Origin of the sequence: Pseudomonas syringae KCTC 12500 (assembly GCF_000507185.2) — a bacterium.
In the GTDB taxonomy this organism is placed as follows: domain Bacteria; phylum Pseudomonadota; class Gammaproteobacteria; order Pseudomonadales; family Pseudomonadaceae; genus Aquipseudomonas; species Aquipseudomonas syringae.
The window spans coordinates 5042089-5057938 of record NZ_AYTM02000002.1 but is presented as its reverse complement, the minus strand read 5'-3'; the positions used below and the strand labels follow the sequence as shown (position 1 = coordinate 5057938).

Annotated in this window: 11 protein-coding genes and 1 pseudogene; 4 read left to right on the top strand and 8 right to left on the bottom strand. The window is 59.5% G+C overall.

The genetic code is table 11. The annotated features are described in order from the left end of the window. The first annotated feature begins 13 nt into the window (after positions 1-13). Positions 14-3123, top strand: a pseudogene (locus V476_RS22635) (multidrug efflux RND transporter permease subunit). Positions 3124-3180: 57 nt separating this feature from the next. Here V476_RS22635 and V476_RS22630 read toward each other — a convergent pair. Together V476_RS22630 and sfnG are read right to left on the bottom strand one after the other, a co-directional pair. Further along, positions 3181-4773 carry a sensor domain-containing diguanylate cyclase gene (locus tag V476_RS22630; protein WP_024960586.1) on the bottom strand — a complete coding sequence of 531 codons (1593 nt, stop codon included), beginning with the start codon at positions 4771-4773 and terminating at the stop codon, positions 3181-3183. A gap of 320 nt (positions 4774-5093) precedes the next feature. Continuing rightward, positions 5094-6194, bottom strand: coding sequence for a dimethylsulfone monooxygenase SfnG (gene sfnG, locus V476_RS22625; protein ID WP_003423982.1), 1101 nt, complete (start codon positions 6192-6194; stop codon positions 5094-5096). A gap of 321 nt (positions 6195-6515) precedes the next feature. On the opposite strand from sfnG, the gene V476_RS22620 reads away from it, so the two are divergent. Together V476_RS22620 and V476_RS22615 are read left to right on the top strand one after the other, a co-directional pair. After that, positions 6516-6851 (top strand): hypothetical protein, encoded by a 336-nt coding sequence (locus V476_RS22620; protein WP_024960585.1) that lies wholly within the window; start codon positions 6516-6518, stop codon positions 6849-6851. 207 nt (positions 6852-7058) lie between these two features. After that, positions 7059-8096 (top strand): LLM class flavin-dependent oxidoreductase, encoded by a 1038-nt coding sequence (locus V476_RS22615; RefSeq protein ID WP_024960584.1) that lies wholly within the window; start codon positions 7059-7061, stop codon positions 8094-8096. A gap of 507 nt (positions 8097-8603) precedes the next feature. On the opposite strand, the gene V476_RS22610 is transcribed toward V476_RS22615, so the two are convergent. The 4 genes from V476_RS22610 to glnT form a co-directional block, all read right to left on the bottom strand. Continuing rightward, positions 8604-9944 carry an FMN-binding glutamate synthase family protein gene (locus V476_RS22610; RefSeq protein ID WP_003423978.1) on the bottom strand — a complete coding sequence of 447 codons (1341 nt, stop codon included), beginning with the start codon at positions 9942-9944 and terminating at the stop codon, positions 8604-8606. 15 nt (positions 9945-9959) lie between these two features. Continuing rightward, positions 9960-10643, bottom strand: a complete 684-nt coding sequence (locus V476_RS22605; protein ID WP_024960583.1) for a GltB/FmdC/FwdC-like GXGXG domain-containing protein — start codon at positions 10641-10643, stop codon at positions 9960-9962. Beyond that, positions 10640-11560, bottom strand: coding sequence for a class II glutamine amidotransferase (locus V476_RS22600; RefSeq protein ID WP_024960582.1), 921 nt, complete (start codon positions 11558-11560; stop codon positions 10640-10642). Before V476_RS22600 ends, V476_RS22605 begins: the two co-directional genes overlap by 4 nt. Before the next feature lie 143 nt (positions 11561-11703). Beyond that, positions 11704-13038 carry a type III glutamate--ammonia ligase gene (gene glnT, locus V476_RS22595; RefSeq protein ID WP_003317840.1) on the bottom strand — a complete coding sequence of 445 codons (1335 nt, stop codon included), beginning with the start codon at positions 13036-13038 and terminating at the stop codon, positions 11704-11706. 288 nt (positions 13039-13326) lie between these two features. Here glnT and V476_RS22590 point away from each other — a divergent pair, with 288 nt between their 5' ends. Beyond that, entirely contained in the window at positions 13327-13932 is a 606-nt protein-coding gene (locus tag V476_RS22590) for a helix-turn-helix domain-containing protein (protein WP_003348330.1), read from the top strand. A 48-nt stretch (positions 13933-13980) separates the two neighbouring features. Here the strand turns inward: V476_RS22590 and V476_RS22585 are convergent, their stop codons facing one another. Continuing rightward, positions 13981-15147, bottom strand: a complete 1167-nt coding sequence (locus tag V476_RS22585; protein ID WP_024960581.1) for an acetyltransferase domain-containing protein — start codon at positions 15145-15147, stop codon at positions 13981-13983. Positions 15148-15287: 140 nt separating this feature from the next. Then, entirely contained in the window at positions 15288-15848 is a 561-nt protein-coding gene (locus V476_RS22580) for a gamma carbonic anhydrase family protein (protein WP_003317836.1), read from the bottom strand. Positions 15849-15850 lie beyond the last annotated feature (2 nt).

Sequence of the window (15850 nt, the reverse complement as noted above, 5' to 3'; positions counted from 1 at the left end):
AGGATCACTGTCCATGTCTCTCTTTTTTATCAAGCGCCCTAACTTCGCCTGGGTACTCGCCCTGTTCATCTTGCTCGCCGGGTTGATGGCTCTGCCGTCTTTGCCTGTGGCGCAGTACCCGGACGTGGCGCCACCGCAGATCACCATCACCGCAACCTACCCCGGCGCATCCGCGAAAGTGCTGGTCGATTCGGTGACCAGCGTTATCGAGGACGAGCTCAACGGTGCCAAAGGGATGCTGTATTACGAGTCGACCAGCAACTCGACCGGCAGCGCGGAAATCAACGTGACGTTCGTGCCGGGCACCAACCCGGACCTGGCTCAGGTCGAGGTACAGAACCGTATCAAAAAAGCCGAAGCACGCTTGCCGCAGACGGTCCTCAGCCAGGGCCTGCAGGTCGAACAGGCCAGCTCCGGTTTTCTGTTGATCTACACACTGAACTACAAGGACGGCGCGGCCAACAAGGATACCGTCGCGTTGGCCGACTACGCGGCACGCAACGTCAATAACGAAATAAGCCGGGTGAACGGTGTCGGCAGGCTGCAATTCTTCGCTGCCGAAGCCGCGATGCGGGTATGGATCGATCCGCAGAAGCTGGTGGGTTTCGGCTTGTCCATCGACGACGTGAATGCCGCCATCCGGGCGCAGAACGTGCAGGTTCCGGCAGGCAGTTTCGGCAGCAGCCCGGGCTCGTCATTGCAGGAGTTGACCGCCACCCTGGCGGTCAAGGGCACTTTGGACAACCCGGAAGAGTTCGGGCGCATCGTTCTGCGTGCCAACGAGGACGGCTCTGCGGTGCACCTGTCCGATGTGGCGCGGGTGGCGGTCGGCAGCCAGGATTACAGCTTCGAATCACGCCTGAACGGGCAACGGGCCGTCGCCGGTGCCGTTCAGCTGTCGCCGGGTGCCAACGCGATCCAGACGGCCAGAGCCGTCGAACAGCGGCTCACCGAGCTGTCGGTCAATTTCCCGGAAGGCGTCGGGTTTTCGATACCGTACGACACCTCGCGCTTCGTTGACGTGGCGATCGACAAGGTGATCTACACCCTCGTTGAAGCCATGGTGCTGGTGTTTCTGGTGATGTTCCTGTTTCTGCAGAACATCCGTTACACGCTGATCCCGACCATCGTGGTCCCGGTGTGCCTGGCAGGGACACTGGCGATCATGTACCTGATGGGCTTCTCGGTGAACATGATGACCATGTTCGGCATGGTGCTGGCCATTGGTATTCTGGTCGACGACGCCATTGTGGTGGTGGAAAACGTCGAGCGGATCATGGCTGAAGAAGGCCTCTCTCCCGCCGCCGCCACGGTCAAGGCGATGCAGCAGGTTTCCGGGGCGATTTTCGGCATCACGCTGGTCCTGGCCGCCGTGTTTCTGCCACTGGCGTTCATGGGCGGCTCGGTCGGGGTCATCTACCAGCAGTTCTCGCTGTCGCTGGCCGTGTCGATTCTGTTTTCGGGTTTCCTGGCCCTGACGTTCACCCCCGCGCTGTGTGCCACGCTGCTCAAGCCGATCCCGGCCGGGCACCATGAAAAGCGGGGGTTCTTCGGTGGTTTCAATCGCCTGTTCGGCACGTTCACCGACCGTTACGAGCGCGTCAGCTCCAGCATGATCAAGCGCGCCGGCCGCTACATGCTGCTGTACCTGGGTATCGTCGGTCTGCTGGGCTTTTTCTACCTGCGCCTGCCGGAGTCCTTTGTGCCCGTGGAAGACCAGGGCTATCTGATCATCGACGTGCAACTGCCCCCCGGTGCCACCCGTTCACGTACCGACCTCACCGCGCAATTGCTTGAGAACTACATGCTGTCCCGCGAAGCCACTGGCGCGGTGACCATGCTGCTGGGGTTCAGCTTCTCGGGCATGGGTGAAAACGCGGGTCTTGCGTTCCCGACCCTGAAGGACTGGTCGGAGCGCGGCAAGGGCCAGTCGGCGGCTGAAGAAGCGGCGGCGTTCAACCAGCATTTTGCCGGGCTCGGCGACGGCACGGTGATGGCAGTGACGCCACCGCCTATCGACGGCCTGGGCACCTCGGGCGGCTTCTCGCTGCGTCTGCAGGACCGCGCAGGCCTGGGCCGTGAAGCCTTGCTGGCGGCACGCGACAAGCTGCTCGGCGAGGCCAACGGCAACCCGAAGATTCTCTACGCGATGATGGAAGGCCTGGCCGAAGCGCCGCAATTGCGCCTGAACATCGACCGCGAAAAAGCCCGTGCGCTTGGGGTGAGTTTCGAGTCGATCAGCAACGCCCTGTCCACCGCCTTCGGTTCCTCGGTGATCAGTGATTTCGCCAATGCCGGACGTCAACAGCGCGTGGTCGTGCAGGCCGAGCAGAGTTCGCGAATGACCCCGGAAAGCGTGCTCAAACTCTACGTGCCCAACAGCAGCGGCACGCTGGTGCCGTTGGGTGCCTTCGTTTCGACACACTGGGAACAAGGCCCGGTGCAGATCGCACGCTACAACGGGGCTACCCCGCGTTCAGGATTTCCGGCGACGCAGCGCCGGGGGTCAGTACCGGCGAGGCCATGGCTGAAATCGAACGGATCGTTTCCGAGCTGCCGCAAGGCATCGGTTATGAATGGACCGGCCTCTCCTATCAGGAAAGACTCGCCAGCGGCCAGGCGGTCGGACTGTTCGGCTTGGCACTGCTGGTGGTGTTCCTGCTGCTGGTCGCGCTCTATGAGAGCTGGGCGATCCCGCTGGTGGTGATGCTGATCGTACCCGTCGGTGCGTTGGGTTCCGTGCTGGCCGTGACGGCCGTCGGCATGCCCAACGATGTGTATTTCAAAGTCGGCCTGATCACCATCATCGGGCTGGCGGCGAAAAACGCGATTCTCATCGTCGAGTTCGCCAAGGAGCTGTGGGATCAGGGCCATTCACTGCGCGACGCGGCACTTCAGGCTGCGCGGCTGCGCTTTCGGCCGATTGTCATGACCTCGCTGGCCTTCATCCTTGGCGTGGTGCCGCTGACCCTCGCCACCGGCGCGGGGGCTGCGAGCCAGCGCGCCATCGGTACAGGTGTTATCGGCGGCATGCTCAGTGCAACGTTGCTGGGCGTGGTACTGGTGCCGATATTCTTCGTCTGGGTGTTGTCCGCGCTGCGCCGCAAACCGCATGCGCAATAGATTGCCGACGATCAGCAACTGTCTGAGAAGTGATAGCCAAGAGGCGGCCGACGGGCATCAATCGCGCTGGCCCGACCTTGGCTCCGTGTCGGCTCGCGCATCCGCCGAGGCCTTGACGCGGGTCCAGGCCGGCAATGTGCCGGTCGCGTTTTCCGACGCCACATTCACCCGGTTGCGACCCTGCGATTTGGCGGCATACAACGCGCGGTCAGCAAGCTCGATCAGGCCTCGCTGATCGAGCTGACGATCCGTGCCGACGAATGTCGCGACACCCAGGCTGATCGTCACGATGCCAAACGGGCTGGCAGGATGTTCGATCTGCTCGTCACGGATTGCCTGAAGGATCTTCTCGGCCACCTGGCGAGCGTTCGACTCATCAGTACCGGGCAACACCACCGCGATCTCTTCACCACCATAGCGGGCGGCGACGTCACTGGGACGGCGAATGAACTGCTCGACCACTCGAGCCAGCGCAATCAGGCATTCATCACCGGCCAGATGACCGTAATGATCGTTGTAGCGTTTGAAATGATCGGCATCGATCAGAATCAACGACAGCACAATGCGCTCGCGTCTGGCGCGTTTGAATTCGACTTCCAGAAACTGATCGAAACGTCTGCGATTGGCCAGCCCGGTCAGTTTGTCTTCAGAGGCGATCAACTCCAGGTGCTGGTTCAGCTGGATCAGGGCTGCCTGGGAATCGAGCAGCTGGTCTTCTGCACGTATGCGGCTGTGGATATGCCCGATCAGACGAACGCCGAGTCCGATCACCAGGCCGAGCAGCACCAGCATGACCAGAATGGACTGCCTGGTCTGGCCCAGCCAGTCGAGCATGGCTTCTTTCTGTCCCAGCGCAACCACGGTGACGATCGGGTAGACATCACTGCGTTTGAACGCATAAAAACGCGGGACACCGTCGATCCTGGAAACGAACTGAGCGGTGCCGGACACTTGGCCGCGTTTCGACGTAAAAATGGGCGTCGATGACAGGTCGCGACCGATTTCCTGCTCCAGATGGGGATAGCGTACCCGCAGCTGTCCGGTGGTCGACGTCAGACTGATGATGCCGGTTCGGCCAACCTTGATATCCGAATAGAACTTCAACAGATGATCTACGCCGATGGTCACAACCATCAGCCCGGCAAAACTCGCATCGGGATTATTGATGCGTCTGCTGACCGATATGACCCATTCGCCGGAGGCGCGGCTGCGAATCGTCGGGCCGATGTAAGGGGCTTTGTCAGGCATCTGCAAGTGGTGCTGAAAGAACTGGCGCTGCCCACTGTTGATGCCTATGACTTTGGGATTGCTCGAGAAGATGCAAATCCCGTCGGCGTTGTACAGCGACACGGTATCGATCTGCGGCAACGCGCCCATTTCACGCGCAATGACCCACCTCAGACGCTCGATCTGTTCAGGCCCGGCGCCGTCCTTTTCGACACGCTCCGTCAGGCCGATCAGCATCAGCTCGCTCTGTTTGAAAATGCCATCCGTGTAGGTACTCAGCGCTCCAGCCAGATTGATCGTGCTGGTCTGGATGTTTTCCAGAGTGTTGCGGCGTGCGGTCCATGCTTGCCAGGCCATCAACATCACCACGCAGGCGCACACTACGAAGATCAGCCATGACGCAAGCCGAAGGTCGCGTTTCAAAACTTGCCTCCACAACAGGTGAGAACCAGTGCATCTGGTTTTTCTGAAAACCGGACCTGATTGCTCAGGGGCCATCGACAATCCTTTCGCTATCAAATGCCATTGTCGGCAAGTGCTCGGCCATACCTGGAAGGCCTGGCATCGATAAAAGCATGCCAGCGAGTGGCATCATAATGCCACGTGCAACTGTATATGGGTTGATCGGGGTTGAACATACGGACACAGGCGCACACTGGATCACAGTGGCGCCTGATTTTATGACGGGCTGTAAATGCGACTGGCTTACAGGGGCAAGGCGGGTTATCGACAGTGGCCTGAGGTCAAGCCGTCTCGGCGACAGGCGTGCGTTGCGCAGCGGCTTCCAGCTCGCGTACCAGAGGCAACACGTGCTGACCGAAATAGGCGACTTCTTCCTGGAAATGCAGGAACGCTGAAAGGACCAGGTCTACGCCAACGGACTTGAGCTCCACGATGCGCTCGGCAATCTGCCGGGGTGTGCCGATCAGGTTGGTCTTGAAGCCGTCGTTGTACTGCACCAGATCCTGAAAGGTGGATTTGGCCCAGTTGCCCTCGCCTTCCGGACTCGACTGGCCAGCCTGTTTCGCGGCATCACCAAAGGCGTTGACGGCTTCCGGGTCAGCCTTGTCGACGATTTCGGCCAGCACGGCACGCGCCTCCTCTTCGGTATCCCTGGCAATGATGAACGCGTTCACGCCGATCTTCACCGAATGCCCGTTCGCGGCTGCCTTGGCTCGAATGTCATCGACCTGCGCCTTGATGCCTTCGACAGTATTGCCGTTGGTGAAATACCAGTCCGACACCCGCGCCGCCATATCACGTGCAGCCCGAGAGCTGCCGCCCTGAAAGATCTCCGGGTGAGGACGCTGGATCGGCTTGGGTTTGAGGGTGTAGTCGTGGAAGCGATAGAAATCACCCTTGAAGGTGAAGTTGTCGGTGGTCCAGATCCCCTTGAGCGCGCGAATGAACTCCTCGGAGCGCCGATAACGTTCGTCATGTTCCAGCCAGGGCTCACCGATGGCCTGAAACTCGCCCTTGAACCAGCCGCTGACTATATTGACTGCCACGCGCCCGGCCGTGAGCTGGTCAATGGTCGCCAGTTGTTTGGCGGCTACCGACGGAGTCCATGGCCCGGGCAATATCGCGGCGATGACCTTGAGCTTTTCGGTCGCAGCCAACAGTGCGTGGCTGAAAGCTACGGATTCATGCTGGAATTCGGCACCATAGCCGGCGGTAAAGCGGATTTGCGTCAGCGCATAGTCGAAACCGGACTGCTCGGCGATCTGCGCCAGTTTGCGGTTGTAGTCGATGGTCCAACTGGTGCGCTGTTCGATCTTGCTGACTACCAGCCCACCACTGACGTTGGGGACCCAGTACGCAAATTTTATGGACGATTGGCTCATACGGTACTCCTCTGCTGCAAGCTTCCCGAGCGCATTAAGCACAAGGGCCTGCACATCCACAGAGCAGCAACCATGCCATCCAATAAAAGACAGGCAGATCAAGGTGTTGCAACGGCTGGCGTGCAGCGTCAACTGTCCGCCCCACACCATGCTGTGGAACGACTGTTGCCTGAGCAGCAGTTCCACGGGATATTTGGCCTGGCGCAGGATGTGATTTGTTGAAAACAAGCCGACGAGAGGCAGCTCTCCCGGCTATCCAGGATCGCGTTGCAGTAGTAAATTTTGGATCCAACGAACCCGCATTCATCCGCAGGAGCACCGATGAAATTGCATGCCTGTTTTCTGGCCCTGATGATCCCTGCCCTGTCGGCGCATGCTGAAGGCAAAAGCATATCCATCCCCCATGATCGAACCGGTCAGCACGCACTGGTAGAGAAAAGCGGCACCGCAAAGGAACGGGTGGTGATCACGCGGCGTGAAGGGATACTTGGGGTGATCTACTCCAAGCGGGTCTATAACTGCGCCAACCACACGGTGAACCTGGTCGGCACCGGTTCCACACTGGAAATCATGGAGCAGGCAAAGGCCGTGAGTGGCATGGGTCCGGTGATTCGCGACTCCACGGCTGAGTACATTGAATCCGAAGCCTGCAGTTGATCCCAAGCTGATCGGGCCTGCCCCGGCTGAATCCGCAACATCCGAAAGCGCCTCCTTTGAGGCGCTTTTTTCGTTTCTGCTGTTGCGTTTTGCAGCGAAAAGCAGCGCCGCAAAAAACACTTGCACCGAAAGTATTACGGTATACCATCAGACAACAATAACTCATCACGCCGGTGCAGGCGCCAGGATTTAAGCGAGGTAAGTGTCATGAAGTTTTCGTTGTTCGTGCACATGGAACGCTGGGATGAAAGTGTCAGTCATCGCCAGCTTTTCGAGGACCTGACCGAGCTGACGCTGATGGCCGAGCAAGGTGGTTTCAGCACGGTCTGGATAGGCGAACACCACGCGATGGAATACACCATCTCGCCAAGCCCGATGCCGCTGCTGGCGTATCTGGCGGCCAGGACCACACGTATTCATCTGGGCGCCGGTACCATCATTGCGCCGTTCTGGCATCCATTGCGGGTCGCGGGTGAATGCGCGCTGCTAGACGTGATCAGCAACGGGCGCATGGAAGTCGGCTTGGCACGCGGTGCCTATCAGGTGGAGTTCGACCGCATGGCCGATGGCATGCCAGCCTCCGAGGGCGGCAAGGCGTTGCGTGAAATGGTCCCTGTGGTACGTGCGCTATGGCAGGGTGACTACGCTCACGATGGCGATATCTGGAAATTCCCGACCTCGACTTCTGTGCCCAAGCCGATCAACACGCCGCCGATGTGGATCGCTGCGCGCGACCCCGACTCGCACAATTTCGCCGTGCAGAACGGCTGTAACGTGATGGTCACCCCGTTGATGAAGGGTGACGAAGAAGTTGTCGACCTGAAGAACAAGTTCGACGCCGCGCTGGCCAATAACCCTGACGTGCCCCGTCCGCAATTAATGGTGCTGCGCCATACGCATGTGCATGCCGCAGATGATCCCGAAGGCTGGAAAGTGGGTGCCACCGCCATCGCGAAGTTCTACCGTACCTTTGACGCGTGGTTTGGCAATAAACAGACGCCGGTCAATGGTTTTCTGGCCCCTAGCCCGGAAGAGAAATTCAAGGAGCGTCCGGAGTTCGAACTGGAGAACATCCGCAAAAACACCATGATCGGTACCCCTGAGGAGATCATTCCGCGTATTCGTCACTATCAGGAGTTGGGTGTCGACGAGTTCAGCTTCTGGTGCGATAACAGCCTGCCCCACGCCGAGAAGAAAAAGTCGCTCGAGCTGTTCATCAAGCATGTGGTGCCGGTGTTTCGTTGAGTGTTGAGATTGCCTGAGAGGCCCAGGAAAATGCTGCTCAGACCATAATATTGATCCTCCACACGCTCTGCACTCATCGTTATGCGCAAGTCCTGGATGCTCCAGGTAAAAGGCTTCCAGGCTTCTGCCCGAAGGGCGTAGGAGCGAACTTGTTCGCGAAAGCGCGAGTGTAATCGGCAAAAATACGTCGATTGAGAAGCCTTCTTCGCGAACAAGTTCGCTCCTACGGCCTTCGGCCAGAATCAAAAATCACATTGCGACTCTCGTTCCCACGCGTGGTAATGCCTTTCGTGACGCTCTGCGTCACAGAGCGTTTCTGTAATATCAGGTAGGTTGGGGTCCGGCTCAGATCACCTTTTCGCTCCTCGGCGACCTACTTTGATGGGGCCAAAGTAGGCAAAGCCCGCAGCTCCGTTTCCGGCCCGACTTCGTCGGGTTCCTTCGCCCTGTCACTTACGTCGCAATTTGCGTCGTCTGTGCCATCGTGATCGAAAGCACGTTATGGCGTCAGTAACCAGAACCAGACCCCGGAATCCACGATGTCCCGGCCAGGGGCACGCGGGCCATGGCTGCTGATTCGACGGTCAGTGCCACCAGGTCTTCCGGGTCGAGGTTGTGCAGGTGTGATTTACCGCATGCGCGGGCCATGGTCTGGGCTTCGAGGACGAGTACGCGCAGGTAGTTGGCCAGGCGCCGGCCGCCTTCGACCGGGTCGAGGCGTTTGGACAGTTCCGGGTCCTGGGTGGTGATGCCCGCCGGGTCGCGGCCGTTTTGCCAGTCGTCGTAGTAACCCGCTGCCGAGCCGATCTTTTTCAGTTCTTCGTCGAGCCGCGGATGGTTGTCACCCAGTGCTATCAGTGCCGCCGTGCCAATCGCCACTGCGTCGGCACCCAGCGCCATGGCCTTGGCCACGTCGGCGCCGTTGCGGATGCCGCCAGAGACGATCAACTGCACCTTGCGATGCATGCCCATTTCCTGCAGCGCCTGCACGGCCTGCGGGATGGCAGGCAGAATCGGAATGCCGACGTGTTCGATGAACACTTCCTGAGTCGCCGCCGTACCGCCCTGCATGCCGTCGAGCACGATCACGTCGGCGCCCGCTTTTACGGCCAGTTTCACGTCGTAGTAGGGACGGCTGGCACCGATCTTCACGTAGATCGGCTTTTCCCAGTCGGTGATCTCGCGAATCTCGGCAATCTTGATCGCCAGATCGTCCGGGCCGGTCCAGTCCGGGTGACGGCAGGCCGAGCGCTGATCGACACCGACCGGCAAGGTGCGCATGCCGGCCACCCGTTCGGTGACTTTCATGCCCAGCAGCATGCCACCGCCGCCCGGTTTGGCGCCCTGCCCCAGCACGATCTCGATGGCATCGGCCTTGCGCAAGTCGTCCGGGTTCATGCCATAACGCGATGGCAGGTACTGATAGACCAGATGCTGCGACTGACCACGCTCTTCCGGGGTCATGCCGCCGTCGCCGGTGGTGGTGCTGGTCCCGGCGATGGTCGCGCCGCGCCCCAGTGCTTCCTTGGCGTTGGCCGACAACGCGCCGAAGCTCATGCCTGCAATGGTCACGGGGATTTTCAGATACAGCGGCTTCTTGGCAAAACGATTGCCGAGCACCACGTCAGTGCCGCACTTCTCGCGGTAGCCTTCCAGCGGGTAGCGCGACACACTGGCGCCGAGCAACAGCAGGTCGTCGAAGTGCGGCAGTTTGCGCTTGGTGCCGCCACCACGAATGTCGTAGATGCCGGTTTCCGCAGCACGCTGGATTTCCTGAATGGTCAGGCGATCGAAGGTGGCCGACTCGCGCAGGACTGGAGCAGGTTTGTGGCTGATAGGGTCGCTCATGGTAATGCTCCTGGATCAGTACGCGGAGGCGTTATCGACTTTGAAGTTGTACAGCTGACGGGCCGAGCCGTAGCGTTTGAAATCCGCTGCCTTCTCGTTGAAGCCCGCGCGATTGAGCAACTCCTGCAACTCCTGCAGATGCTCTTCACGCATCTCCTTGGCGATGCAGTCAGAGCCCAGTGACTCGACCTTGCCTTTGACGTAGATCCGCGTTTCATACAGCGAGTCGCCCAGCGCATCACCGGCGTCGCCGCAGACCACCAGCCGGCCGGCCTGGCCCATGAAGCAGCTCATGTGGCCGATGCTGCCGCCGACCACGATGTCGATGCCTTTCATGGAAATCCCGCAACGCGCCCCGGCATCGCCTTCAATTACCAGCAAGCCGCCATGTGCCGTTGCGCCGGCCGCCTGCGAGGCACTGCCCTTGACCCGCACAGCGCCGGACATCATGTTTTCCGCGCAGCCGACGCCGACATTGCCGTGCACAGTGATCGACGCTTTCTGGTTCATCCCCGCGCAGTAGTAACCCGCGTGGCCCTGGATATCGATGGAGATGGCTTCGTTGACGCCGACCGCCAGGTTGTGTGCGCCATCGGGATGCGTGACCAGCCATTCGCGGTCCTGTACTTCCTTGACCTGATCGTGCAGGGCCTGATTGAGATCACGCACGGTGGTGCTGGAAAGATCGACGGTTTTCATGGACGTGCTCCCTCGGCTGGCTCGCGTTCCCAGATGTACATGGTGGCCGGGACCGGTTCCCAGACCCTGGCGTTTTCAATCCCCGGCAGGCTGGACAGCGCCTGGTATTCCGAGGCCATGGCGACGTAGTCATCGGTTTCCGCTAGGATTGCCGGCTTGCAGGCGATCGGGTCGCGAATCACCGCAAAACCATTGCGTGTGCCGATGGCGAAAGTAAAGAAGCCATCGAGGTCTTCGAGCGACTTGTCGAGTGCCTGTTTCAGGCTGTCGCCCTGTTGCAGACGCCAGGCCAGATACCCCGCCGCCACTTCGGTGTCGTTATCGGTCTCGAAATGAATACCCTCGCGGCGCAGGTTCTGGCGCAGACGAAAGTGATTGGACAGTGAGCCGTTGTGCACCAGGCACAGGTCGGAGCCCGTGGAGAACGGGTGACTGCCTTCCATGGTCACGGCGCTTTCGGTGGCCATGCGCGTGTGGCCGATGATGTGGCTGCCTTTCATGGACGCCAGACCGAAACGTTCGGAAATCTCCCGCGGCAGGCCCATGCCCTTGAGGATCTCGATGCTCTGCCCGGCACTCATGATGCGCACGCTCGGTGCCAGCTCCGCCAGCGCGGCACGCACCGGGGCTTCTTCTGCCTGAATCTTCAAGACCACAGCGCTGGCGTTCTGAAACCAGTCCAGCGGCGCGCTCAACCTGTCTTGCAGCGCCGCGATCAACGCCGTGAAATCATACTGTTCGGTGGTGGCCTGCAAGGTCAGCTTGACCCAGCCCTGCGCCACTTCATCGCCATAGATGGCGAACCCGGCACTGTCCGGTCCGCGGTCGGTCATGGCTTCGAGCATCGGCTCGAACAACTTGCCGAGTTGCGACTCCAGCGCCGGGCTTTTCAGATACAAACCAACGATTCCGCACATACGCCTCACCTTGTTCGGGAGCGGCAAGCTTTTAGCTGCAAGCTAAAAACCAACCGCGTAGACAGAGAAATCAAACACGCCGCAATCCGCTTCTTCTTGCAGCTTGCCGCTTGAAACTTGCAGCTGCTCTCTGAAACTTGCCGCTAGAAAAACTCGATATAGCGCTTCACTTCCCAGTCGCTCACGTGGCGGCTGTATTCCACCCATTCCATGCGCTTGAGGCGGATGAATTCATCGACAATCTCGCTGCCCAGCACTTCGCCAAACAACGGATCGGCCTGCAATGCATCGCAGGCTTCGTTGAGCGACTGCGGCAGGGTCTTGATGCCCCGTGCGGCAATCTCTTCGAGGCTCAATTTGTAGAGGTTCTCGTTGCAGACGTGATCGATTTCCAGTTGCCGGTCGATACCGTCGAGCCCTGCGGCAATGATCGCGGCGCTGACCAGATACGGATTGCAACCGGCGTCAGGCAGGCGAAACTCCAGGCGGCCGTAAGGCACGCGTACCATCGCCGAGCGGTTGTTGGCACCGAAGGCAATAAACGCCGGAGCCCAAGTGGCGCCCGAGAGTGAATTGCCGACCACCAGGCGCTTGTAGGAGTTGACCGTGGGTGCGGCAAAGGCACACAGCGCAGGCCCGTGAGCCAGCAGGCCCGCGGCGAAGTGATAGGCCAGCTTCGACAACCCCATGCCGCTCGGATCGCTGGCATCGTGGAACAGGTTCTTGTTGCTGGCACTGGCGATCGACAGGTGAAAGTGCATGCCATTGCCGGCACGTTTGGGATCAGGCTTGGGCATGAACGAGCAGATCATGCCCATGTCATTGGCGATCTCTCCGGCGGCCATGCGGAAGAAGGTGAAACGGTCAGCCGATTCCATGGCCTCGCTGTAGGTGTAATTGATCTCGAACTGGCCGTTGGCGTCTTCGTGATCGATCTGATAGATGTCGAAACCCACCGGCTGCAATGCTTCGGTCAGGCGCTCGAGAAACTCGCGAGAGCGCGACAGCCCCTTGTAGTCGTAGCAGGGCTTGTCGAGGTTATCGCTGGCATCGACCATCTGCAGGCTGCCGGTGACATCGCGCTTGAACAGACTGAACTCGGGCTCCAGGCCGGTATTGAGGGTCCAGCCACGCTGGCCGAGGCGTTCGACCTGCTGCTGCAACACGTAACGACTGTCATAGGGCCAGGGTTTGCCATCCACATGGCCGATGCACACCACCCGTCCATAGCCCGGCTGCCATGGCACCGGGGTCAGCGACGACAGATCACCCCGGGCCATGAAGTCCGGCCCGTGAGGCTCCATGCCCATCCCGCAGATCGCGAAACCGGCAAAGCCGGCACCGTCCTCTGCAACCATTTCCAGACCTGTCACAGGAACCGATTTGGTCTTGGCCGAACCATGAATGTCGACGAACTGAGCCAGTACGTACTTGATGCCGTGCTGTTCGATCAGACGCTGTGTTTCGGGTGGCAACATGGGACGTGTCTCCTGGCAAAAGCAAAACGTTTCAGGGAAGGGCCGCTGTTCACTGCCTCTCGGTGCATATTCCGAACAGGAAAGTTACTTTCCCTTTAGGAATGCAAAGCGCTTGCCAGTTCGGTATGTCAGTCAAACGAAGCAACTCATGAGGGGTAATTCTGCTGTTTATATGGGAAACTCGTTTTCCCTCTGGGAATAATCTGCACACCGGCCACACCACGGCCTGTCGAAACGCACATTCCCAGTGCGAAATAAAAATTATTGAACGGAAACTGTGCAAAGCCGATGAACATGCCGACCGAACCACATCCGAAATTGAAGCTCGAGCAGTACCTGGGCATCCAGATCAAGCGACAGCGCCAGGCTCAGGAATTGAAGCTCGCCGACGTGGCGCGCATCGCCGGTATCAGCCAGGGCATGCTGAGCAAGATCGAGAACGCGCAGGTCTCGACCAGCCTCGACAACCTCAGCCGCCTGTGCGACGTGCTGGGCATGCCCATGTCCAAACTGTTCAGCCAGTATGACCAGCAAGGCAGCAGCGCCCTGCTGGTGAAGGCCGATGAAGGACTCGAAGTGGTGAGGCGCGGCACCGAGAAAGGCCACACCTATCACCTGCTCAACCATACCCGTGGGCCGAAGAAGAGTTTCGAGGCGTACATGGTGACGATGGACGATGCCAGCGAAGAGTTTCCGACCTTCTCACACCCAGGCACGGAGTTTTTGCACCTGCTGGAAGGCGAACTGATCTACCGCCACGGTAACCAGTTATATCCGATGCAGGCCGGTGACAGCCTGACCTTCGACGGCGACATCCCCCATGGCCCCGAGCAACTGGTGCAGGTGCCGATCAAGCTGCTGTCGATCATGAATTACGGGGCGCACGGAGATTGACGCCAGGCGAGACGCGGTACGCCAGCAGGCGCACCGCTATTGCGGGGATTAGAAGTATTTCAGCCAGCTGATATCGCGACGACGAGCCTTGAGCGCGGCGAACCAGCGCACCGCCGGGAACAGCAGTAAGGCCAGTACCACCGAGGTCAGCCAGACGCCCCACATGTGGTCGAAACCGAAGTACGTGCCCTGATTGGTGCCCCAGATCGCCAAGGCAATCAGGTAGAGGATCTTCAGCACGTAAAGGTGCAGCAGGTAGAAAAACATCGGCGCCGAACCGAGCACCACTAGCGGCCTTAACCAGCTTTTCTCCTGACTGCGTTCGAAGGCGATGAGGATCAGCAGACCAATCCCCAGCGTCAGGCAGATGAACAGCAGCGAGGGCGGGTATTTGGTGATGTTGAAGAAGCTCATGAGCGTCTGTATACCGCTGTCGCCGACGCTCCACGGCTTTTCACCGTAGCCGTTGATCAGGCGCAGAACCACGAAGCCCAGCAACGCCCCTGCCCCACACTTCCACAGATTCGCACGGCGTTTCGCCGCATCGTAGCTGCTTGAGAACCAGGGGCCTGCGGCGTAGCCCAGTGCGATGATGCCGATCCACGGCAACAACGGATAAGACGTACGCAAGCGCAGGTTATCGGAAGCCTCGATCCAGCCACGGTCGTGCAGAATCGCCCACGGCACGTGCATGGCCGACTCGACACCGAAATGCACCGTGTCCAGCAGGTTATGCCCGGCGATGATCACCACGCCGATGAGCACCAGCGCCCAGCGCGGCAGAAACACCATCAGCGACAGCGCGACCATGCTCAGGCCGATGGCCCAAATCACTTGCAGGTAGATGATGGTCGGCGGGAACTGGAAGGTCCAGGCAAAGCTCACCAGCGTGAACTCCAGCGCAATCAGAAACAGACCGCGCTTGAGCAGGAACGCCGCAACGTCGGTTTTGCCCTGGTGTTTCTCGCCATAGAGGAACGCAGAAAGCCCGGTCAGCAGGACGAACAGTGGCGCACACAAATGCGCCAGCGTCCGGCTGAAAAACAGCTCGGGCGCGGTGGTTGTGACGTCCATCGGGTCGATGACCTGGTGGTGCATGAAGAACGTTTCGCGGACATGGTCCAGCAACATGAAAAGAATGATCAGCCCGCGCAGAGCATCGATTGAGCGCAGTCGTGATGCGGGTGCCCGGTTTGAGTGAACAGCTGTTGTCATGAAAAGTCCAAGGTCCGTGATGGGGGGCTAATGGCTTGTAGCTGCAAGCTGCAAGCTGCAAGTGGAAAGCTTCAAGCTTTTAGCCTCTAGCTTGCAGCTTATAACTTGCCGCTTGCCGCTTGCCGCTGGCGCGCAGCGCTTCAAAACTCGTTCTGAAGCGCTTTGTAGCCGCGTACCAGATCAATATTGGTGTGCGCCACATCTTCGGAAAACTCCGAAGCCGAAATGCTCACCGGTGGAAATTGCGAAAGGTCAGTGCCCGGCCCGATCCGTGTGGTGGACGGCACGTAAAAGTGCTCCGGCAAATCGCGACCGTCGACTACCGAGTTGTGCCTGACCACACTGCCGTTGCCGACCTGGCAATTGAACAACACGCTATTGAACCCGATGAACACGCGATCTCCAACTATGCAAGGTCCGTGCACGATGGAGCGATGGGCAATCGAGGTGAACTCGCCGATGGTGACAGCAGCACCTGATTTCGAATGGATAACCACGCCATCCTGAATGTTGGAATTGGCACCGATGACGATCGGTTCCATGTCTCCGGTGGCATCGACTTCGTCGGCGCGGATCACGGCGTAGGGCCCGACAAACACGTTGTCCTTGATGATCACCTTGCCGCAGATGATCGCGGTTTTATCGATGTAGGCGGACTCGGCAATGACCGGCAGATGGCCGGAAGGATTTTTACGGATCACGG

What these genes read in the sequence shown, in the direction of transcription:
- sfnG (WP_003423982.1), bottom strand. Translation starts at nt 6,194, where the DNA reads ATGAGCCAATCGTCCATAAAATTTGCGTACTGGGTCCCCAACGTCAGT.
- V476_RS22620 (WP_024960585.1), top strand. Translation starts at nt 6,516, where the DNA reads ATGAAATTGCATGCCTGTTTTCTGGCCCTGATGATCCCTGCCCTGTCG.
- V476_RS22615 (WP_024960584.1), top strand. Translation starts at nt 7,059, where the DNA reads ATGAAGTTTTCGTTGTTCGTGCACATGGAACGCTGGGATGAAAGTGTC.
- V476_RS22610 (WP_003423978.1), bottom strand. Translation starts at nt 9,944, where the DNA reads ATGAGCGACCCTATCAGCCACAAACCTGCTCCAGTCCTGCGCGAGTCG.
- V476_RS22605 (WP_024960583.1), bottom strand. Translation starts at nt 10,643, where the DNA reads ATGAAAACCGTCGATCTTTCCAGCACCACCGTGCGTGATCTCAATCAG.
- V476_RS22600 (WP_024960582.1), bottom strand. Translation starts at nt 11,560, where the DNA reads ATGTGCGGAATCGTTGGTTTGTATCTGAAAAGCCCGGCGCTGGAGTCG.
- glnT (WP_003317840.1), bottom strand. Translation starts at nt 13,038, where the DNA reads ATGTTGCCACCCGAAACACAGCGTCTGATCGAACAGCACGGCATCAAG.
- V476_RS22590 (WP_003348330.1), top strand. Translation starts at nt 13,327, where the DNA reads ATGAACATGCCGACCGAACCACATCCGAAATTGAAGCTCGAGCAGTAC.
- V476_RS22585 (WP_024960581.1), bottom strand. Translation starts at nt 15,147, where the DNA reads ATGACAACAGCTGTTCACTCAAACCGGGCACCCGCATCACGACTGCGC.